At 70.3% G+C, this 19292-nt stretch carries 17 protein-coding genes; 11 read left to right on the forward strand and 6 right to left on the reverse strand.

Annotation, left to right across the window (positions count from 1 at the left end; all coding sequences use genetic code 11):
- Window positions 1-240 precede the first annotated feature (240 nt).
- The 7 genes from ACFLIM_RS22415 (at window position 241) to ACFLIM_RS22445 (ending at window position 10965) form a co-directional block, all read left to right on the forward strand.
- The gene (locus ACFLIM_RS22415; RefSeq protein ID WP_393168374.1) at window positions 241-1896 is read left to right on the forward strand and encodes a tetratricopeptide repeat protein; all 1656 of its coding nucleotides are present in this window, start codon (window positions 241-243) and stop codon (window positions 1894-1896) included.
- A gap of 15 nt (window positions 1897-1911) precedes the next feature.
- Window positions 1912-2808 carry a haloalkane dehalogenase gene (locus tag ACFLIM_RS22420; protein WP_393168376.1) on the forward strand — a complete coding sequence of 299 codons (897 nt, stop codon included), beginning with the start codon at window positions 1912-1914 and terminating at the stop codon, window positions 2806-2808.
- A 64-nt stretch (window positions 2809-2872) separates the two neighbouring features.
- Complete coding sequence (locus tag ACFLIM_RS22425) at window positions 2873-5224, forward strand: AAA family ATPase (protein ID WP_393168378.1); 2352 nt, start codon at window positions 2873-2875, stop codon at window positions 5222-5224.
- A gap of 108 nt (window positions 5225-5332) precedes the next feature.
- Window positions 5333-6316, forward strand: coding sequence for an ABC transporter permease (locus ACFLIM_RS22430; protein WP_393168380.1), 984 nt, complete (start codon window positions 5333-5335; stop codon window positions 6314-6316).
- Window positions 6316-7224, forward strand: a complete 909-nt coding sequence (locus ACFLIM_RS22435) for an ABC transporter permease (protein WP_393168655.1) — start codon at window positions 6316-6318, stop codon at window positions 7222-7224. The genes ACFLIM_RS22430 and ACFLIM_RS22435 overlap by 1 nt, the downstream gene beginning before the upstream one ends.
- Window positions 7221-9239, forward strand: coding sequence for a dipeptide ABC transporter ATP-binding protein (locus tag ACFLIM_RS22440; RefSeq protein WP_393168382.1), 2019 nt, complete (start codon window positions 7221-7223; stop codon window positions 9237-9239). Before ACFLIM_RS22435 ends, ACFLIM_RS22440 begins: the two co-directional genes overlap by 4 nt.
- Before the next feature lie 31 nt (window positions 9240-9270).
- Window positions 9271-10965 (forward strand): ABC transporter family substrate-binding protein, encoded by a 1695-nt coding sequence (locus tag ACFLIM_RS22445; protein WP_393168384.1) that lies wholly within the window; start codon window positions 9271-9273, stop codon window positions 10963-10965.
- Between the two features lie 311 nt (window positions 10966-11276).
- On the opposite strand, the gene ACFLIM_RS22450 is transcribed toward ACFLIM_RS22445, so the two are convergent.
- Window positions 11277-11528 carry a hypothetical protein gene (locus tag ACFLIM_RS22450; protein WP_393168386.1) on the reverse strand — a complete coding sequence of 84 codons (252 nt, stop codon included), beginning with the start codon at window positions 11526-11528 and terminating at the stop codon, window positions 11277-11279.
- Window positions 11529-11614: 86 nt separating this feature from the next.
- Complete coding sequence (locus ACFLIM_RS22455) at window positions 11615-12709, reverse strand: MFS transporter (RefSeq protein ID WP_393168388.1); 1095 nt, start codon at window positions 12707-12709, stop codon at window positions 11615-11617.
- A gap of 81 nt (window positions 12710-12790) precedes the next feature.
- On the opposite strand from ACFLIM_RS22455, the gene ACFLIM_RS22460 reads away from it, so the two are divergent.
- The 3 genes from ACFLIM_RS22460 (at window position 12791) to ACFLIM_RS22470 (ending at window position 14285) form a co-directional block, all read left to right on the forward strand.
- Complete coding sequence (locus ACFLIM_RS22460) at window positions 12791-13240, forward strand: hypothetical protein (protein WP_393168390.1); 450 nt, start codon at window positions 12791-12793, stop codon at window positions 13238-13240.
- 107 nt (window positions 13241-13347) lie between these two features.
- The gene (locus tag ACFLIM_RS22465; RefSeq protein ID WP_393168392.1) at window positions 13348-13791 is read left to right on the forward strand and encodes a carboxymuconolactone decarboxylase family protein; all 444 of its coding nucleotides are present in this window, start codon (window positions 13348-13350) and stop codon (window positions 13789-13791) included.
- Window positions 13792-14117: 326 nt separating this feature from the next.
- On the forward strand, window positions 14118-14285 hold the full coding sequence (locus tag ACFLIM_RS22470; protein WP_393168394.1) for a hypothetical protein: 168 nt from the start codon (window positions 14118-14120) through the stop codon (window positions 14283-14285).
- 21 nt (window positions 14286-14306) lie between these two features.
- On the opposite strand, the gene ACFLIM_RS22475 is transcribed toward ACFLIM_RS22470, so the two are convergent.
- From ACFLIM_RS22475 to ACFLIM_RS22485, 3 genes are all read right to left on the reverse strand, one after another.
- On the reverse strand, window positions 14307-14927 hold the full coding sequence (locus ACFLIM_RS22475; RefSeq protein ID WP_393168396.1) for a pyridoxamine 5'-phosphate oxidase family protein: 621 nt from the start codon (window positions 14925-14927) through the stop codon (window positions 14307-14309).
- Between the two features lie 45 nt (window positions 14928-14972).
- The gene (locus tag ACFLIM_RS22480) at window positions 14973-16058 is read right to left on the reverse strand and encodes a PrsW family intramembrane metalloprotease (RefSeq protein ID WP_393168398.1); all 1086 of its coding nucleotides are present in this window, start codon (window positions 16056-16058) and stop codon (window positions 14973-14975) included.
- A gap of 65 nt (window positions 16059-16123) precedes the next feature.
- On the reverse strand, window positions 16124-17329 hold the full coding sequence (locus ACFLIM_RS22485) for an amidohydrolase (RefSeq protein ID WP_393168400.1): 1206 nt from the start codon (window positions 17327-17329) through the stop codon (window positions 16124-16126).
- 138 nt (window positions 17330-17467) lie between these two features.
- On the opposite strand from ACFLIM_RS22485, the gene ACFLIM_RS22490 reads away from it, so the two are divergent.
- On the forward strand, window positions 17468-17938 hold the full coding sequence (locus ACFLIM_RS22490; RefSeq protein WP_393168402.1) for a pyridoxamine 5'-phosphate oxidase family protein: 471 nt from the start codon (window positions 17468-17470) through the stop codon (window positions 17936-17938).
- On the opposite strand, the gene ACFLIM_RS22495 is transcribed toward ACFLIM_RS22490, so the two are convergent.
- Window positions 17889-19292 carry an MFS transporter gene (locus tag ACFLIM_RS22495; protein WP_393168404.1) on the reverse strand — a complete coding sequence of 468 codons (1404 nt, stop codon included), beginning with the start codon at window positions 19290-19292 and terminating at the stop codon, window positions 17889-17891. The genes ACFLIM_RS22490 and ACFLIM_RS22495 overlap by 50 nt on opposite strands.

Raw genomic sequence — 19292 nt, forward strand, 5'->3', positions numbered from 1 at the left:
CTCGCTCCTCCCGAGCTCCTGCGCTCCGGCTTGCGTGGCAGCTTAGGCCATGCCAGGCACTTGTCATAGCGGTATCGGTTGATCCACGGCGGCCCGTACCTCTCTAGAGAGATACAGCCATATGTCGGTATCTATCCAACATTCGTCCGTCAGCCGATCATGGGTCACGTGGGGACCGATCCAAGTGGCAAAAATAGCAACATTCCCGACAGGTCCTCACGTGACTGGTGCGCCGAGGCCGTGACCAGGCTGAACGCGGGCCGCCCCGAGTCCGCCCTGGAGGCCGCCCGCCGGGCCGCCGACCTGGATCCGGGCGCGGAATGGCCGTACCGGCTCGTCAGCCTGGCCCACGAGCGGCTGGGTCGCGACGCCGACGCGGTGCGCGCGGCCGAGCGGGCGGCGGAGCTGGCCCGCGGCTCCTGGTCAGCCCGCCTGCGCCTGGCGGCGGTCCTGCGCCGGGTGCCGGGGCGCTATCCGGAGGCGGTCGAGCACGCCGCGACGGCCAGGAAGTTCGCGCCGGAGGAGCCCGATCCGGAGGTCCTGCTCGGCGACCTGGCCCTGCTGCGCGGCGACCACGCCCGCGCCGAGCGGTCCTACCGGGCCGCGCTCGCCGCCGACCCAGAGCACCAGCAGGCCCACGTGAACCTGGGCCTGGCCCTGCTGCGCTGGGACCGGCCGCGCCCGCACCACGATCCGGCCTGGCCGGTGGACCCACGCGAGACGGGCCGGGCCAGGCGCGCGCTGGAGGTCTGGTCCCGCCAGGCCCGCCTCCTGGTCGCCGCGGCCACGATCGCGATCGCGGTGTGCGCGCTCTTCCTCGACTGGGGCGCCCAGGCCCAGCTCGGCGGCTTCGCCGTGCTCGTCCTGCTGGCGCCGCTCACGGTCAGGCAGGCGCGGCGGGTCGGCCTCTGGTCGTACGTGCCCGCGATGCTCTGCAGGGACCCCTGGCTCGGCGCGGCCGTCGTGTCGGCGGCGGTGTCGGTGCTCGCGTTCGCGGCCTGGCTGCTGCTGGGGGCGATGCCCGCGGTGCCGTCCGCGTTCGACCCGGTGTGGGCGGGACTGGCGGGCATCGTGGTGCTGGGCTGGCCGGCGCTGGCGGGCGTGCGCGCGCTGGCGGAGGCGTGGCGGGGCCGTCCCCTGCTGGCGCTGGCCGAGACGGCGAAGGCGAGCGAGCGCACCGCCAGGAGGAACGCCGGCGTGACGCTCTGGGTCGTGCTCGGCAGGACCTGGTCGGTGCTGGTGCCGCTGCTGGGCGGGGCGCTCGCGGTGGAGCCCAGGGCCGCCGTGATGGCGGTGGCGGTGCCGTACCCGATGGTGCGCGGCTACCTGCGCGCCCGGCACCGCGACGACAGGTGGCTGCCGGCCGCTACCGGGCTCGTCGTCCTGTCCGCCGTGGCCTGCGCGGCCGGCGGGGTGCTCGGGTCGGCCTGGGCGTGGCGGGTCGGGCTGGGGTCGCTGGGCGCGGCGATGATCGTGTTCGCGGGGCGGGGGCTGCGCGCCTGGTGGCGGGGCGGTCCCGGCCCGTGGCGGGCCTCTCTGATCATGTGCGACCTGCCCATGGGGGCCGCGCCGTCCGTCGCCCTGGACACGGAGGTGCGCCAGACCTTCTCGTACGCCCGCAGCATCGTCCTGTCCTACGCCGATCACCTCGGCCCCCGGGTCGCCGGCGCGGTCGCGTCCGTCACCTCCTCCGGCGAGTTGCGGCTGATAGCGGAGACCGAGGCCTGGGATGCCATCGAGGCCGATCCCCGGGTGGCGGTGTTCGCGACGGACCCGCTGCAACGGCGGTTCTGGGTGGAGGTGCGCGGGATCGCCCTGGCCGACTCGGACGTCCTGCGTGTCACCCCCAAGCAAGTGCTCGTCGGCGAATTCCCTGGGCGGCATCAGCGCCGCTAGCTAGAATGTTGTTCTATGCGGACCTTGCGCACCCCGGAAGATCGCTTCGCGGACCTGCCCGACTTCCCCTACGAGCCCCGCTTCGCCGGCGTGCCCGACGGGTTGCGCATGGCGTACGTCGAGGCGGGACCGTCCGACGGCCAGGCCGTCGTGCTGCTGCACGGCGAGCCGAGCTGGTCGTTCCTCTACCGGCACGTCATGCGCGAGCTGGCGGCGGCCGGGCTGCGCGCGATCGCGGTCGACCTGGTGGGGTTCGGCCGCTCGGACAAGCCGGTCGACCAGGCCGAGCACACCTACGCCAGGCACGTCGAGTGGACGCGGGCCCTGCTGCTCGACGCGCTCGGCCTGAGCCGCGTCACCATCGTCGGCCAGGACTGGGGCGGGCTGATCGGGCTGCGCATCGCCGCCGAGCACCCGGGGCGCGTCGCCAGGATCGTGGCCGCCAACACGGGCTTGCCCTCGGGTGACATTCCCATGCCCGATGTGTGGCATCGGTTCAAGACCGCGGTGCTCAACGCACCGGTGCTCGATATCGCCAGGTTGGTCCAGGCGGGCTGCAAGACCGAGCTACCGAAGCAGGTGCGCGCGGCCTATGACGCGCCGTTCCCCGACGAGTCGTACAAAGCGGGCCCCCGCGTCATGCCGAGCCTCGTGCCCATCACGCCCGACGATCCCGCCGCGCCCGCCAACCGCGCTGCCTGGCAGGTTCTCACCACGCTCGACAGGCCGTTCCTGGTGGCGTTCTCCGACGGCGATCCGATCACCGGGGGCATGGCGCCGATTCTGCTCAAGTCGATCGCGGGCACGTCCGGCCTGCGACATCCCGTCATCAAGGGTGCGGGGCACTTCCTCCAGGAGGACGCGGGCGCGGAACTCGGGCGTCAGATAGCCGTTTTCGTGACCTCCACCTAGCGTGTCAGGACCGCCCATCCGTCGGTCTGGTGCGGTATAACCGGGGGCGGACCGGGGAGGCGTGATGCGTGAGTCCGACAGGGCCCAGGCCGCGGGGCGGGCCGCGGCGCGGGATCTGTTCGAAAAGGTTCGGCTGCGTTATTTCCAGATTCCCCCCGCCGTGCGCCGGGTGCTCTACGTCGTCGTGCTGATCGCCACCATGGGTGTGGGCGCGGCGCTGGGGTGGGATCTGCTCAAGACCTTCCCCCTGGTGCTCCTGGTGCTCGCGTTCATCGCGCTGACCATGCGCTTCCCGCGCGCCGCCGCCACCGCGCTGGTGGTCGCGGGGTGGGTCGTGCTGGCCCTGCCGGTCTTCTCCGGGCTGTTCCCCGAAGGCGCCGGCTCCGTGCACCTGATGGTCGCGCTCGCCCTGCCCGTCGCCGCGGCCGCCCACCTCATCCGCTGGGTCGTGCCCTGGGTGACCACGCTGATGGCGCTCGCGCCCGCGGGCATGCTCGCCGCCGCCGTCTCCCCCATCTCCGACGACGTGGCCGTCTGGTCGGCCTGCGCCGCCGCGGCCGCCGTGCTCGTCTACCGGTTCCTGCTCGCCCGCAAAGCGAAGGCGGCGACCGCCGCGGCCGAGGAACAGCAGGTCAGGGTCAGGGTGCGCGAGGGCAGGCCGGAGGCGCCGCATGACAAGTCGGGCGCGCCGCCGCAGATCTCCGTGGAGGACGCGCTCAGCGAGCTGGAGAGCATGATCGGCCTGGCGCCGGTCAAGGAGCAGGTACGCTCGATCGCCGCCTCCATCGAGGCCTCCAGGCTCCGGGCCGAGGCCGGCTACACCACCGGGCGCCCCACCAGGCACTTCGTCTTCGCCGGCCCGCCCGGCACCGGCAAGACCAGCGTGGCCCGCGCGCTCGCCAAGATCTTCTACGCGTTCGGCCTGCTGGAGACCCCCTACGTGGTCGAGGCGCAGCGGGCCGACCTGGTGGGCGAGTTCCTGGGCGCGACCGCGATCAAGACCAACGAGCTGGTGGACCGGGCGCTGGGCGGCGTGTTGTTCATCGACGAGGCGTACGGGCTGGTCAACTCCTCCGACGGGCAGCCCGACAGGTTCGGCGCCGAGGCCGTGCAGACCCTGCTCAAGCGGGCCGAGGACGACCGCGAGCGGCTGATCATCATCCTGGCCGGCTACGAGCAGGAGATGAGCTCGTTCCTGTCCAGCAACCCGGGCCTGGCCAGCCGGTTCGCCACCAGAGTGCGTTTCCCCGGCTACTCCCCCGCCGAGCTGGTCGAGGTCACCGAGCTGCTCCAGCGGCGCCGGGGCGACACGATGGACCCCGAGACCAGGCGGGCGGTGCTCGGCCTGTTCGAGGACGTGCACCGGCGCGGGCTGGTCGACGAGCTGGGCAACGCCAGGTTCGCGCGCAGCCTGGTCGAGGCCGCCGCGCAGGCCCGTGACGTACGCGTGGTGGGCGCCGGCGGCACCCCGACCACGCAGGACCTGGTGACCACCATGACCCCCGACGTGACCAAGGCGTTCAACGAGCTGACCGCGCGTTTCCGCGGCTACGTGGCCACGCCCACGCTGGAGGAGGCGCTGGCCGACCTCGACAGGATGGCGGGCCTGGCGCCGGTCAAGCGGCAGGTGCACGCCATCGCGGCCCAGCTCCAGGTGGCGCGGATGCGGCAGGAGCGCGGGCTGCCCACGCCGGCGCAGACGCGCCACTTCGTGTTCGTCGGGCCGCCCGGCACCGGCAAGACCACCGTCGCCAGGGTCCTGGGCCGCATTTTCGCCGCGCTCGGCCTGCTGGCCAGGCCCGACGTGGTCGAGGCGCACCGGGCCGACCTCGTCGGCCAGCACCTCGGCGCGACCGCGATCAAGACCAACGAGCTGGTCGACCGGGCGCTGGGCGGGGTGTTGTTCATCGACGAGGCCTACAGCCTGGTCAACCCCGGCTACCAGGGCGGCGACGCGTTCGGTGCGGAGGCCGTGCAGACCCTGCTCAAGCGCGCCGAGGACGACCGCGACCGGCTCGTCATCGTGCTGGCGGGCTACGAGCGTGAGATGAACACCTTCCTGGCCACCAACCCCGGCCTGGCCAGCCGGTTCAGTCAGCGCGTGGCCTTCCCCAGCTACTCCCCCGGCGAGCTGTCGGAGATCGCGGTGCTGCTGGCGGAGAAGTCGGGCGACTCGTTCGACGAGGAGGCGCTGCGCAACCTCGACGAGGTGTTCGCCTGGGTGTGCGAGGAGCGGCTGATCGACGGGCTCGGCAACGGCAGGTTCGCCAGGTCGCTGTTCGAGCGTGCCGCGATGCGCCGCGACGTGCGACTGGCCGCCCACGCCTCGCGCGGCGGCTCCGCCAGCTCGGCCGACCTGACCACGATCACGAGCGAGGACGTGCGCACCGCCGTGGACGAGCTCTCCGGCCGTTGAACCATCTTTGAAGGTTCCGTGCGCGACGGCACTCACATGGTGTAGCACTATGGCTACAAGGGGGCATGTTCAGCGTCCCGCTGCAGGTAGCGCGTCGGAGGGGGAGCGATGGCGGGGTTTCTGGCCCGCAGGCTGCTCAACTACGCCGTGCTCGTCGTGGTGGCCGCCAGCCTCGCCTACCTGCTGGCGGCCACGGCCCTCGACCCCCGCTCCAACTACGCCGACCGCACCCCCAAGCCGCCGCCGGCCGTCGTCGACGCGCAACTCACCGCGCTCAACCTCAACGACAAGACGCCGCTGCTGCAGCGCTACGCCACCTGGGCGGGCGACGTGCTGCACGGTGACTTCGGCAAGTCCGTCGCGGGCGCCCCGGTCAACGACGATCTCAAGCGGCGCGGGGGGGTCACCTTCCGGCTGGTCGTGCTCGGGCTGATCTGCGGGAGCCTGCTCGGCGTGCTGCTCGGCGCGTTCGCGGCGGTCAAGCAGTACGGCTGGTTCGACCGGCTCTCGACCGGCGGGTCCTTCCTGGTGCTCGCCGTGCCGGTGGTCGTGCTGGCCAACATGCTGATCCTGCTCGCGGCCTGGGCCAACTTCAATCTGTTCGGCCACCAGGTGTTCCTGGTCAGCGGCGAATACAGCGACGGGCTCGTCGCCGGGTTCTGGGGGCACGTGCTCGACCGGCTGCAGCACCTGATCCTGCCGACGGTCTCGTTGTCCGTGGGGCTCATCGCCGTCTTCAGCCGCTACCAGCGCAACATGATGCTCGACGTGCTGGGCGCGGACTTCGTACGCACTGCGCTGGCCAAGGGACTGAGCAGGCGGCAGGCGCTCATCCGGCACGCGCTGCGGACCGCGCTGATCCCGGTGGTGACCTACTTCGCGTTCACGTTCGGGACGTTGCTGATGGGGGCCACGTTCACGGAGAAGATCTTCGGCTGGCACGGGCTGGGCGAGCAGCTGATCAACTCCATCTTCACCAACGACGTCAACACCGTCGCGGCCATCTCCTTCCTGGCGGCCGTCGCCGTCTTGTGCGCCTCGCTGGCCTCCGACCTGCTGCGCGCCGCGCTCGACCCGAGGGTGCGGGCGTGATGACGCTTTCCGAGGAGGAGCTGGCCGAGGAACTCTCCGACGGCGTGCCGGCCAAGGCGCCGTCCAGGGTGCGGGTGGTCTCCGGGCGCTTCTTCCGCTCCAGGCAGGGGCAGATCGGGTTCGCGGTGCTGGCGCTGATGTTCCTGCTGGCCTTCGTGGGTCCGCTGTTCAGCAGGTGGACCTATACCGACAAGGACTTCACCGCGTTCATGCAACCGCCGTCGGCCGACCATTGGTTCGGAACGCTCCAAACCGGGTCCGACGTCTACGCGGTGACGTTGCGCGGGATGCAGAAGTCGCTGGTCGTGGGGCTGCTCGCGGCGCTGGTGTCCACGGCGCTGGCGGCCGTGGTCGGGGCGTTCGGCGGTTACTTCCTGGGGTGGACCGACCGGGCGCTGAGCTGGGTGACCGACCTGCTGCTGGTGTTGCCCGGGTTCCTCATCCTGGCGATCATGTCGCCGCTGTTCGGGTCCGGGCAATGGCCGCTGTTCGTGATCATGCTGGCGCTGTTCCTGTGGATGGTCACCTCGAAGATCGTCAGGGGGATGGCGATCTCGGTGAAGGAGCGGGAGTTCGTCCAGGCCGCCCGCTACATGGGCGTGCCGCCGGTACGGATCATCTTCCGGCACGTGATCCCCAACCTGTCGTCGCTGCTGATCGTGGACGCCACGCTCAACGTCAGCGCCGCGATCCTCACCGAGACCTCGCTGTCGTACTTCGGGTTCGGCATCCAGCCGCCCGACGTGTCGTTCGGGACGCTCATCGCCGACGGGTCCAGGACCGCGGTCTACGCGCCGTGGACGTTCTGGTTCGTGGCGGGGCTGCTGATAGTGACCGTGCTCGCGGTCAACCTCATGGGCGACGCGCTGCGGGACGCGTTCGACCCCTCCGCCAAGAGGTCGCGATGAGCCCGGTTCTCGAGGTCAGCGAGCTCAACGTGTCGTTCGGCGACGTGCACGCCGTACGCGGGGTGAGCTATGTCGTACAACCTGGCGAGGTCCTCGGGATCGTCGGCGAGTCCGGCTCGGGCAAGTCGGTCACCTCGGCGGCCGTCATGGGGCTGCTGCCGCCGCAGGCGCGCGTCACCGGGTCCGTACGCCTGCACGGCCGGGAGCTGATCGGGGCCCCCGAGCGGGAGCTGACCGCGTTCCGCGGCAAGACCATGTCGATGGTGTTCCAGGACCCGCTGTCCGCGCTCACCCCGGTCTACCGGGTGGGCGACCAGATCGCCGAGGCCGTGCGCGTGCACCAGCGGGTCAGCAAGGAGACGGCCCTGGTCAAGGCCATCGAGTTGCTGGAGCTCGTCGGCATCCCGCATCCGGCCGAGCGGGCGCTGGCCTTCCCGCACGAGTTCTCCGGCGGGATGCGGCAGCGCGTGGTGATCGCGATGGCCATCGCCAACGACCCCGACGTGATCATCTGCGACGAGCCGACCACGGCGCTCGACGTCACCATCCAGGCGCAGGTGCTGGAGGTGCTGAAGAGGGCCCAGGCGAAGACCGGCGCCGCGATCATCATGATCACGCACGATCTCGGGGTGGTGGCCGGGTTCGCGGACCGGGTGCTGGTCATGTACGCCGGGCGTCCCGTCGAGGTGGGCGAGGTGGACGACATCTACTACCGGACGCGGATGCCGTACACGGTGGGGTTGCTCGGCTCGATCCCGCGCGTGGACCGGGACGGCCGGCAGCCGCTGGCGCCGATCGAGGGCACCCCGCCGTCGCCCACGGCGCTGCCGCCGGGATGCCCCTTCGCGCCACGCTGCCCGATGCGGATCGACGCGTGCGACGAGCGGGAGCCGCCGCTGTTCGAGGTGGGCCCTGGTCACGGGGCGGCGTGCATCCGCTGGGACGAGGTGCACCCGAACGGACAGGTCCCGCCCGCGGCGCCGAACGGCATGTCCGGGCTGCGGGTGCGCGGCGAGCGGACGGTGCTGGCCGTGCGCGGCCTGGTCAAGGACTATCCGCTGCTCAAGGGGGCGGTGTTCAAGCGCAGGGTCGGCACGGTGCACGCGGTGGCCGGGGTCAGCTTCGACATCCACCAGGGCGAGACGCTGGGGCTGGTCGGCGAGTCGGGCAGCGGCAAGACGACCACGCTGACGCAGATCCTGGAGCTGGTCGCGCCGCAGGAGGGCCGCATCGTCGTGCTCGGGCACGACACCGCGCGGCTCGGCCGCGGGGAGCGCACGGAGATCAGGCGCGACATGCAGGTCGTCTTCCAGGACCCGCTGGCCTCGCTCGACCCGCGCATGACGGTGCACGACATCCTGGCCGAGCCGCTGCGCACCCACGGGAAGCCTGCGGGGCGGCGGGTCGGCGAGTTGCTCACCCTGGTCGGGCTGGACATCTCACACGCCGCCCGCTACCCGCAGGACTTCTCGGGCGGGCAACGGCAGCGCATCGGCATCGCCCGGGCGCTCGCCCTGGAGCCCAGGCTGCTGGTGCTGGACGAGCCGGTCTCCGCGCTGGACGTGTCGATCCAGGCCGGGGTGATCAACCTGCTCGACTCGCTGAAGGCCAGGCTCGGGTTGTCCTACCTGTTCGTGGCGCACGACCTGGCCGTGGTGCGCTACATCGCCGATCGAGTCGCGGTGATGTACCTGGGCAGGATCGCCGAGATCGGCCAGGTGGACGCCGTTTTCGACGGTCCGGCGCATCCGTACACGCAGGCTCTGCTGTCGGCGATCCCGCTGCCCGATCCGGTACGCGAGCGCTCGCGGGAGCGGATCCTGCTCGAAGGCGATCTGCCCAGCCCGGCCCACCCTCCGTCGGGCTGCCGATTCCGCACCAGGTGCCCGAAGTTCCGCGGTGAGCTGACCGACGAGGAACGCAGGCTCTGCGTGGACGTCGAGCCCGAGGTGCTGCCGGTCGGCGAGGACCAGGGTGCGGCCTGCCATTACGCCGAAAAGCGCGAGGTCGTATAGACGTCGCTCATGACCAGGAGGAATTCGCTCGATGAAAGCATCACGTCTTGTCGTGGCCGTCGCCGTGGCGGGCTCGCTGTGCCTGGCGGGCTGCGGTGGCGGCTCGGGGGGCGGGCGGGAGGACCGGGCCAGTGCCGGGGATGAGCGGACGCTCAAGGCCTTCGACATCAATCCGCAGCCGCGCGACAAGGTCAAGGACGGCGGGACGCTGCGGTGGGGCATCAACGAGTTCCCCTCGCAGTGGAACCGGAACCACGTCGACGGCAACCTGGCCATGGCCGCCGTGGTCAGCAACGCGCTGCTGCCCACGCCGTTCGTGTCCAACGAGAAGGCGGAGATCTCGCCGGACCGCAACTACCTGGTCGACGCCAAGGTCACGGCGCAGCGGCCCAAGCAGGTGGTCACGTACACGCTGAACCCGAAGGCCAGGTGGTCCACCGGGCAGCCCATCACGTGGGCCGACTACCAGGCGCAGTGGCAGGCCCTGAACGGGAAGAACGCCGACTTCCACATCGCCTCGTCCACCGGCTACCAGGACATCGAGAAGGTGGCGCGGGGCAAGGACGACTACGAGGTGGTGGTGACGTTCGCCAGGCCGTTCGGGGACTGGCAGTCGCTGTTCGGGCCGCTGCTGCCCGCCTCCACCAACAAGACGCCCGCGACCTTCAACAACGCCTGGCTGAACAAGATCCCGGTGACGGCGGGGCCGTTCAAGTTCGGGGGGTTCGACCAGACGGCGAAGACGATCACGGTGGTACGTGACAACGCGTGGTGGGGCAACCGGGCCAAGCTCGACCGGATCATCTACCGGTCGTCGGAGCAGGACTCGCTGATCGGCGCGTTCAGCAACGGCGAGCTGGACATCATCGACGTCGGGCCCTCCGCTCCGGACTATTCACGCGCCAAGACCACGGCGGGAGCGCAGGTACGGCAGGCGGCCGGGCCCGATTTCCGGCATTTCACCTTCAACGGGTCGAGCGAGCTGCTGAAGGACCGGAACGTCCGGCAGGCCATCCAGCTGGGCATCAACCGCCAGGCCATCGCGCAGTCCGACCTGCAGGGGCTCGACTGGCCGATCGCCTTGCTGAACAACCACTTCTTCATGAACACCCAGGAGGGTTACCAGGACAACGCCGGAAATCTCGGCGTATACAATCCCGACCGCGCGCGGCAGATGCTGGACGCGGCCGGGTGGAAGCTGAGCGGCGCGGTCAGGCAGAAGAACGGCAAGCCCCTCGACCTGCGCTTCGTGGTGCCGTCCGGGGTCCAGATCAGCAAGTCGGAGGGGGAGCTGGCGCAGACCATGCTCGCCCAGATCGGCGTGAAACTGACCATCAAGGCCGTGCCCAGCGACGACTTCTTCACCAAGTACGTGATCCCCGGGAACTTCGACATCACGCCCTTCGCCTACATCGGTACGCCCTTCCCGATTTCGAGCAGTTACGGGATCTACGCGAACTCGGCCGATGGCAAGACGTGGAACGCGAACTTCGGGCGTACCGGGTCGGCGGCCATCGACCAGGCCATGAGCGAGGCGGGCCAGAGTTTGGACCCGGTGCGGGCTCGTACGCAGACGAATGAGGCGGACGAGCTGATCTGGCAGGAGGTGAACGTGCTGCCGCTCTACCAGCGACCGCAGAACGTCGCGGCCAGGCAGACGCTGGCCAACGTGGGGGCGCGCGGGTTCTACGACATCCGTTACGAGGACATCGGCTTCACGGGCTGACCCTCAGCGCGCGGGCCCGTCGTTGGGCCCGCGCCCGCAGGCCGAGCTGCCGTTCGACGGCGGGACCCGATGGCGGTGTGCTTGGGCGAGGGCACGGCCTAACCAACGGCATGACGCAGCACGGCGCGACACGGCGCGACACGGCGCAGCGTGGCAGGCATGGCACGTGGCGCGGCGCCGATCCGCCGTGTGCGGCAGGTGCCTGGGGCGACGCGCCCAAGCACCGCTCAGCCACGCTCGGCAGCGAACTCCGGGGCCGATGGCCCGTGCACGGGTCGGTCAGCGCTGGGCAGCGCCCCAGGAAACGCGGGCTAGGCCGAGGTGCCGGCCATGACGCGGTCGACGATGCCCTTGTTGCCCTCCTGGCGGGCGCAGTGCGCGCAGCAGTACCAGTGTTCGCCCGACTGCACCCCATGCCCGATGAGCTTGGTGCCGCAGTGCTCGCAGATGGGCGCCATCGCCTCGATCGCGCACTGGAAGCAGTCGAAGGTGTGCACCGCCCCCTGCGCGTGCACCTCGAACGCCATGTCATAGTCGTTGCCGCAGGTCTCGCAGACAGCCATGGTGATCCCCTTTGCAAAGTCCATCCGCCCGGGGGATACCCGGTTCCTGGGTCCCTTTTCCCCAAAGGACCACCATATTCCGGCCATTACGGCCGCCGCAGAGCGACGCGGGCCAGCAGCGGCAGGCCCAGGAAGCCGAGCGCGGCCAGCGCGGCGGGCAGCCCCAGCCAGTTGCTCAGCCCGGCCACCAGCAGCGGGCTGACGACAAATCCCGTGTACGAGATCGTGGACACCCCCCACACCATCGTCCCGCTCGGATCTCCGGCGGCCGCGTGGCTGAGCAGGGCGGGCACCAGCGGCCCGAGCGCCAACCCGGTCACCGCGAACCCGGCCATGGAGCTCAGCACGTTGCCGCCCAGTCCGGCCAGGGCGATGCCCGCGCCCCCGCCCAGCCCCGCCACCAGGTACAACATCCTGAGCGGCACCCGGGGCAGCGCCTGCACGACGAGCCGCCCGGCCGTGAGCGCCGCCATGTAGACCGAGGGCGCGGCGCTGGACACCAGGGGCGCGGCGCCGTGCTGCTCCTCCAGCAGCAGCACCGACCACTGCTCGACCGAGTTCTCGATGACCAGCACGCACGCGGCCAGCGCCCCGAGCACGATCGCCGCTCCCCAGAGCGACCGACGGTCGGTCTCCGAGGAGGAGGCGGGCAGGCCTCGACCCATGGGCAACGCCAGCAACGGCAGGCACGCCAGGAGCACGATCAGCGCGATCGCCAGGAGCACCGTACCGACGTCGAGTCCGAGCGAGCGCGCCAGCCCCGTGAGCGGGGCCGCCGCGATGACCGTGACGGGAAAGGCGGCGTGTACCGGCTGGAAGAGCCTGCGGCCGGTCTCGCGCTCGGCTCGTCCGGTGGCCAGGTTCAGCGTTACGTCGAGGGCGCCGCTGGTGGCGCCCACGACCAGCAGCGCCAGCGCGAGCTGCCAGGGCGTGGCGACCAGCCCCACGCCCGCGACACTGGCCGCGAACAGCCCCGTGGCCGCCATCAGGGCGGCCCGCTCGCGCCCCCGCGCGAGCCGCCCCGCCAGCGCCATCGCGGGAAGGGCCCCCACGGGTCCGGCGCTCAGCGCCAGCCCGAGATCTCCGGTCGAGATGCCCAGCTCCAGCTTGATGGCGGGCAGCAGGGCCGACCATGACCCCCAGAACACGGCCCACGCCGCACAGACCGCAATGAGCGGCATTTACCAGCACCTCTTGAAATTTCGGTCAAGCGGCAGTAAAGATCGTCAGTGTCCCTATTACCCCCTGCCGAAGGGAAACTCGTGCTCACGCGAACGGTCATCGCGGCCGCCCTGGTAGCCGCCGGGATCGCCGCCATCCCCTCCTCCGCGTACGCCGCCTCGGCCGCCTACACCCCCGAACGCGTCTGCGGCCACGGCTTCCACCGGGTCAAGGACGGTCACCGGGCGATGAAGACCCGCGACGGAGCCGTGTTCGGGCACGTGTATCTGATGTATAGCAAGCGCAGCGGCAAGAACTGCGTCGCCGCGATCAAGACCGCGTACCTGGGCGCCCGTACGGTCACCGGCGCCTATCTCGAGGTGCGGGGCGGCGGCCGGACGGAGGACGTGCAGAAGTACCGCTACTACGCCGAGACCGGCCACATCGACGGGGCCTGGAAGTGCGTGCGGTACGCGGGCTGGACCCGCGACCCCGGCAACCGCGTCCAGGCCTGGGGCGGCCGCAAGTCCTGGGGCAACTGCCAGGGCTGAGACCGAACGCCCCCCATTGCGGGTTAGCCGCCGGATTTGTCGAAGTTGTCACAACTGGGCGAGCTGTCCCGTCCAGTGTCACGAACGACGAAACTACGGAGGCTCATATGACTCAGCGGATCAACGTCGCGAAGAACGTTCCCCAGGCGTACCACCTGTTCCTGTCGGTGGAGAAGCTGCTGCACGAGAGCGAGTTGCCCACCAGCACCATCGAGCTGATCAAGCTGCGTGCCAGCCAGATCAACGGTTGCGGCTACTGCGTGGACATGCACAGCAGGGACATGAAGAAGGCCGGCGAGAGCGACGAGCGGCTGTGGTCGGTCGCCGCCTGGCGCGAGGCCACCGTCTACACCCCGGCCGAGCGGGCCGCGCTGGCGCTGACGGAGGAGGCGACCAGGCTGCCCGACCGCGAGGCCGTGCCGGACGCGGTGTGGCAGCAGGCGGCCGAGCACTACGACGAGAAGCAGCTCTCGCTGCTCGTCGTGGCGATCGCCATGATCAACGCCTGGAACAGGATCGGGGTCACCGCCCGGCTCACTCCTGGAACCTGAGGCCAGTAGGTAGAAATGCATTGAGCCGGCCGGTCGCGGCCGGTTAGGTTGGCGCGCATGGCGGGTGGCAAGTGCCCGTCATGCCGCCGCCAAGCGGCGCGGCGCACAGTCGTTGGAGGAGAGCAAGACGCGCTTCGGAAGGGGGAGACCATGAAACGCGTCAGAGTCAGGAAGTCGGCCACCAAGCGGCGCACCCGGCCGGCCATGGAGCTGGACCTGCGGTCACCGGCGGGCCGCTGGCTTCCCTATTGACTTACTCCTTACACCGAACTTACGGGGGTATCTGTAGATAACATAGGTAACAAGAACATCACGGGGGGCTTACGATGAAGAGGCTTGTGGTGGTGCCGCCACACATCGCCAGGCACAAGGTCCGCGACATCCGCTCGGCAGACGGCCGCAAGCCGCTCGCCGACCCCAAGGTCGTCGACCTGCGAGCCTACAGCGGCAGAAACGTGATCCGCTTCCCCGGCGGTCCCACCCCCGCCGCCTGACGCCCAGGCCGAGCTCCGAGATCAGCCGTAGAGCCGCTTGGCGTAGCTCTCGCCGTAGTAACTCTCGAGCTCTTCGAGGCTCTCTTCGACCTTCTGCACGTCCTTGACCAGCGTCGCGTGCGAGGGCAGGCGGTCGCCGCCCCAGTTGTCCGGCTTCCACAACGAGGAGCGCAGGAACGCCTTGGCGCAGTGGAAGAAGATCTGCTCGATCTCCACCACGAGCGCGAGGTGCGGGCGGTGGCCCTTGACGATCATCTCGTCGAAGAACGGGGCATCACGCACCAGCCGGGCCCGCCCGTTGACGCGCAGCGTCTCGTTGCGCCCAGGAATCAGGAAAATCAACCCCACATGCGGATTTTTCAGGATATTGAGGAATCCGTCCGCTCTGCGGTTCCCGGGGCGGTCCGGGATGGCGATCGTGGTGTCGTCGATGACGTGGACGAACCCGGCCGGGTCGCCCTTGGGAGACACGTCGCAGTTGCCGTGGTCGTCGGAGGTGGCGATCAGGCAGAACGGCGAGGTCGCCAGCCATTCCAGGTCACGCTCGTGCAGCCGGACACGTTCCTTGGTCGCGGCCCTCGGCATGACCTCGCCGAGCAGCTCCCGCAGCTCGGCCTCTGACCCGATCTCCGCCCAGCTCATGTGATCTCCTTTCGGGGTTTTCCCCATTTTGTCAGGGAATCGGGCTCACCACCGGCGGGCGTGCGCCATCACTCCCAGGTACGCGTCGCGCTCCACCGCGAACCTGACCGGGTCCATGCCCTTCCGCTCGGCCCGCAGGTGCAGCAGCGTCAGCTCGGTCGCCGCCTGCTGGTAGTCGCTCATGGCCCGGCCGAGGCCGGCGGACCTGGCCCACTTACGGGCAATCTTGCGCGCGGGCAACGTGGTGAGCATGCGCACGTCGGCCTCGGAGACCAGCCCGGTGTCCCGGTAGCCGGGCAGGTAGACGCCCATCCTGGCGACGAGGTGACGGCGTTCGGCGACGGTCACGACGATCAGCAGGACCAGCGCGGCCATGATCACGAGGTACGCCGTGCCCAGCCAGGCCAGCGACCCCGTGGTGGCGGCGCCGTTCCACAGACCGTGCAGGAAGACCGCGCCCAGGTAGCCGAGCGGGATCGCGGCGAACCTGGCCGGAGTGCGGCGGGTGAGCGCGTAGGCGACGCCGACGCCGATCAGGGAGGTGTAGATGGGGTGGCCGAGCGGGTCGATCAGCCCCCTCATCACGAACAGCTGCACCGCTCCCCCGGCGCCGTTCTCGCCGAACGCGAGCAGGTAGTAGCCGACGTTCTCCACGGCGGCGAAGCCCAGGCCGGCCATGGAGGCGTACACGATGCCGTCGGTCAGGCCGTCGATCTCCCGCCGCCGGCGCAGCAGCAGGAGCAGCGCCGAGCCCTTGAGCGCCTCCTCGATCACGGGGGCCAGGAGCACGGTGCCCACGTCGTCGACGACCGCGGAGCCGTAGCCGGCCCTGGCGAACAGCTCCTGGCCCACGAACGTCAGCGCGACCCCCAGCACGATCGCCACCCCCGCGCCCCACGCGAACGCGAACGCGAGGTTGAGCTTCGGCTCCGGTTCGAGCCTGTCGAGCGAGAGCACGGCCGCGAGCAGCACCGGCAGCGGCGCCACGGCCAGCAATGCGGACAGGCCGAACCCGACGGGGCCGCCGGACCAGAGCATGAGGGCCAGCACGACCAGCGCGAGGACGCCCGAGACGACGAGGCCGATCAGCAGTGCCTTGCTGGGGCGCTGGGCGAGCAACGGTGCTGTCATTGTGGTGCCTCTTTTCCCGTTGGTCCGCCCACTATGCGCGTGTCGTATCTACAGTCACTTAACGGTTACTTGATTTCGCGGTAGTACGGATCCGCCACGACAGGCTCGCCGTTCGCGTACGTGTACACCTCCCGCCCCGAGACGAAAACCCGCAGCGCCCGGCTCATGACGTCCAGCGGATCCCCCGACCAGATCACCACGTCACCGTCGAGCCCGGGACGGAGCGCGCCCACCCGGTCGTCGATCCCCATGATCCGGGCCGGGTTCAAGGTGATCGAGCGCAACGCCGCAGCCGGGTCCATGCCCTCCTTGACCGCCAGCGTGGCCTGGTGGACGAGGAAGTGGATCGGCACGACGGGATGGTCGGTGGTGATGGCCAGCTCGACGCCCGCCCGCGCTAGGATGCCCGGGTTGCGCAGCGAACGTTCCCGCAGCTCCACCTTCGACCGGCTGGTGAAGAGCGGGCCGATGATGACCGGAACGTTTCTGGCGGCCAGGGTGTCGGCCAGCAGGTGGCCCTCCGTGCCGTGATTGATCACCACCCGGTAGCCGAACTCGTCGGCCAGCCTGAGCGCGGTGGCGATGTCGTCGGCCCGGTGCGTGTGCTGGCACCACGGCAGCTCGCCGTCCAGCACGCGCGCCAGGATCTCCAGCGTGCCGTCACGGTCGAACGGCTTGTCCTCCGCGTCGGCGGCCTCCCGCCTGGCCCGGTAGTCCTGCGCCTTCATGAACGCGTCCCGGATCACCGCGGCCACGCCCTGCCGGGTGGACGGCAACTTCTTCTGGTCGCCGTAGACCCGCTTGGGGTTCTCACCGAGCGCGCTCTTGACGCTCACCGGCTCCTTGATCAGCATCTCGTCCACGGACCTGCCCCAGCACTTGATCGCGACCGTCTGGCCGCCGATCGGGTTGCCGGAGCCCGGCTTGATCACCGCGGTCGTCACGCCGCCGGAGAGCGCGTCGGCGAAGGCCAGGTCGGCGGGGTTGATGGCGTCGAGCGCGCGCAGGCGGGCGCCGTTCGGGTCGGTCATCTCGTTGGTGTCCTGGCCGGCCCAGCCCTCGGCCTCCTCGTGCACGCCGAGGTGGCCGTGGGCCTCGACGAAACCGGGCAGCACCCAGCCGCCCGCGGCGTCCACGACGGGGATCCCGTCGGGCACCGGCACGTCCCGGCCGACCGCGGTGATCTTCCCGTCCTGGACGAGTACGGTGCCGCCGTCGATGGGGTCGCCGTCGATCGGTACGACATATCCGCTGATAATGGCAAAATTCATGATTTGTAACCTACCGGTGGCCGGGTAACGGAGTACGAGCCGCTCGACGTGGGGCCGATCGTGATCTCAAACGCGCCGACATTCACCCCAGAGCTGCGGATAGGCTGATATTTACGGTTTTGGAGGTGAGAGGGCGGGATGTCGCAGGACGACGGGCCAGGCGCGGGCCCGGGGCCTCGATCGCTGACCGACGACGAGCTCTCGCGGCTGCTGGGCGAGCAGCGGTTCGGCGCGCTGGCCACCAACAAGAGCAGCGGCTACCCGCACCTGTCCACGGTCATCTACACCTGGGACCCCGGGCAGCTCGTGGTGCGGATCTCGACCATCGCCGACCGGCTCAAGGTGCGGCAGCTGCACCAGGATCCGAGCTGCGCGCTCTACGTGGCCAGCAACGACTTCGGGTCGTACGCCGTGGCCGAGGGCGCGGCGGAGCTGTCGCCGGTGAGCGGCGAGCCGGGCGACGAGGTGGGCCGGGAACTGCTCGCCATGCAGCCCCGCGTGGATGACGAAGCCGCCTTCTTGCAGCAGATGGTCGCCGACCGGCGGCTGGTGATCAGGCTCAGGGCGTCGCGACTGTACGGGACAGCTCTGTCCGTACCTGCCGAGTAGCGCGGCGCCTGTTGTAGGCCACCGACCCGATCACGACGAGGATCAGCCCCAGGTCGATGGCGGCCGACCAGCGCATGGCCTGGAGATGGTGCCCGCCTTCGGCCGCCGCGAAGAAGACCGCGCCGATCACGGCCACGCCTCCGGCCCCTGCGAACTGCTGCGACGTGCTGAGAATGCCGGATCCGATGCCGGCCTGGTGCGGCTCGACCTCGACCAGCGCCGCCCCGATGAGCTGCGGCAGGACCAGCCCGTTGCCGGAGCCGACCAGCATGAGCGAAACCATGATCCACGGCAGGCCGAGCCCCATCGAGACCGCCAGCAGGCCGAGTCCGAGCGCCACGACCGTGCCGCCGACCATGGGGACGACCAGCCCATACCTCCTGACCAGCCGGGTGCCCAGCAGCGAGGTGACCGAGAACAGCACCCCCATCGGCGCGAACGCCAGCCCTGCCTGGAGGGCCGTGAGTCCGAGCCCGCCCTGCAACAGCAGCGTCAGCGTGAACATGAACGACGCGAAGTACGCCATGAACGCCACGATCGAGCCGACGCCCGCCTGGTAGGAGTGGACCTTGAGCAGCGCCAGGTCGAGGATCGGCTGCCCGCCGCGCCGGCCGAGCACCCGCTGCCAGCGCCAGGTCAGCGCGAACAGCGGCACGCTGACCGCCATGCACACCCACGTCCAGGCGGGCCAGCCCAGGCTGTTGCCGAGGCCGAGCGGCACCAGCACCAGCGCCAGGGCGGCGGCCAGGCCCGCCGCGCCGGGCAGGTCGAGGCGGGACCGCCGGGGCGTCTCGACCCTGGGCAGCAGCCAGGCGGCCAGCGGCACGACGACCAGGCCGACGGGCAGGTTGATGAGGAAGATGATCCGCCAGCCCAGGCCCAGCACGTCGGCATCCAGCAGCAGCCCGCCCAGCACCTGGCCGGCGATCGAGCCGAGGCCGCCGGTGGCGCCGTACCAGCCGAGGGCGCGGGCTCGCTCGTGCGGCGGGTACCCGGCCGAGATGGTGGCCAGCACCTGCGGCACCATCGCGGCGCCCGTCAGCCCCTGCAGCAGGCGGGCGGCGACGAGCTGGACCGGGTTCACGGCGATCCCGCAGAGCACGGAGGCGATGGTGAACGCGACGACGCCCCAGATGAACAGGCGCCGGTAGCCGTAACGGTCGCCGAGCCGGCCTCCGGTGATCATGCCCGCCGCATACGTGAAGGCGTAGCCGCCCACGATCACCTCCAGGGCCGCGGGACCGGCGTTCAGGTCCCGCTCGATGGACGGCGCTGCCACGTTGACCACGAAGAAGTCGAACTGCGCCATGAACCAGGCCGAGAGCAGCACCGCCAGCGTTCCACCAAATTTCAC

Source organism: Nonomuraea marmarensis, assembly GCF_043197025.1.
Lineage (GTDB): Bacteria > Actinomycetota > Actinomycetes > Streptosporangiales > Streptosporangiaceae > Nonomuraea > Nonomuraea marmarensis.

Coding starts and splice junctions, on each gene's coding strand:
- ACFLIM_RS22420 (WP_393168376.1), top strand. CDS start 1,912: ATGCGGACCTTGCGCACCCCGGAAGATCGCTTCGCGGACCTGCCCGAC.
- ACFLIM_RS22425 (WP_393168378.1), top strand. CDS start 2,873: ATGCGTGAGTCCGACAGGGCCCAGGCCGCGGGGCGGGCCGCGGCGCGG.
- ACFLIM_RS22430 (WP_393168380.1), top strand. CDS start 5,333: ATGGCGGGGTTTCTGGCCCGCAGGCTGCTCAACTACGCCGTGCTCGTC.
- ACFLIM_RS22435 (WP_393168655.1), top strand. CDS start 6,316: ATGACGCTTTCCGAGGAGGAGCTGGCCGAGGAACTCTCCGACGGCGTG.
- ACFLIM_RS22440 (WP_393168382.1), top strand. CDS start 7,221: ATGAGCCCGGTTCTCGAGGTCAGCGAGCTCAACGTGTCGTTCGGCGAC.
- ACFLIM_RS22445 (WP_393168384.1), top strand. CDS start 9,271: ATGAAAGCATCACGTCTTGTCGTGGCCGTCGCCGTGGCGGGCTCGCTG.
- ACFLIM_RS22450 (WP_393168386.1), bottom strand. CDS start 11,528: ATGGCTGTCTGCGAGACCTGCGGCAACGACTATGACATGGCGTTCGAG.
- ACFLIM_RS22455 (WP_393168388.1), bottom strand. CDS start 12,709: ATGCCGCTCATTGCGGTCTGTGCGGCGTGGGCCGTGTTCTGGGGGTCA.
- ACFLIM_RS22465 (WP_393168392.1), top strand. CDS start 13,348: ATGACTCAGCGGATCAACGTCGCGAAGAACGTTCCCCAGGCGTACCAC.
- ACFLIM_RS22470 (WP_393168394.1), top strand. CDS start 14,118: ATGAAGAGGCTTGTGGTGGTGCCGCCACACATCGCCAGGCACAAGGTC.
- ACFLIM_RS22475 (WP_393168396.1), bottom strand. CDS start 14,927: ATGAGCTGGGCGGAGATCGGGTCAGAGGCCGAGCTGCGGGAGCTGCTC.
- ACFLIM_RS22480 (WP_393168398.1), bottom strand. CDS start 16,058: ATGACAGCACCGTTGCTCGCCCAGCGCCCCAGCAAGGCACTGCTGATC.
- ACFLIM_RS22485 (WP_393168400.1), bottom strand. CDS start 17,329: ATGAATTTTGCCATTATCAGCGGATATGTCGTACCGATCGACGGCGAC.
- ACFLIM_RS22490 (WP_393168402.1), top strand. CDS start 17,468: ATGTCGCAGGACGACGGGCCAGGCGCGGGCCCGGGGCCTCGATCGCTG.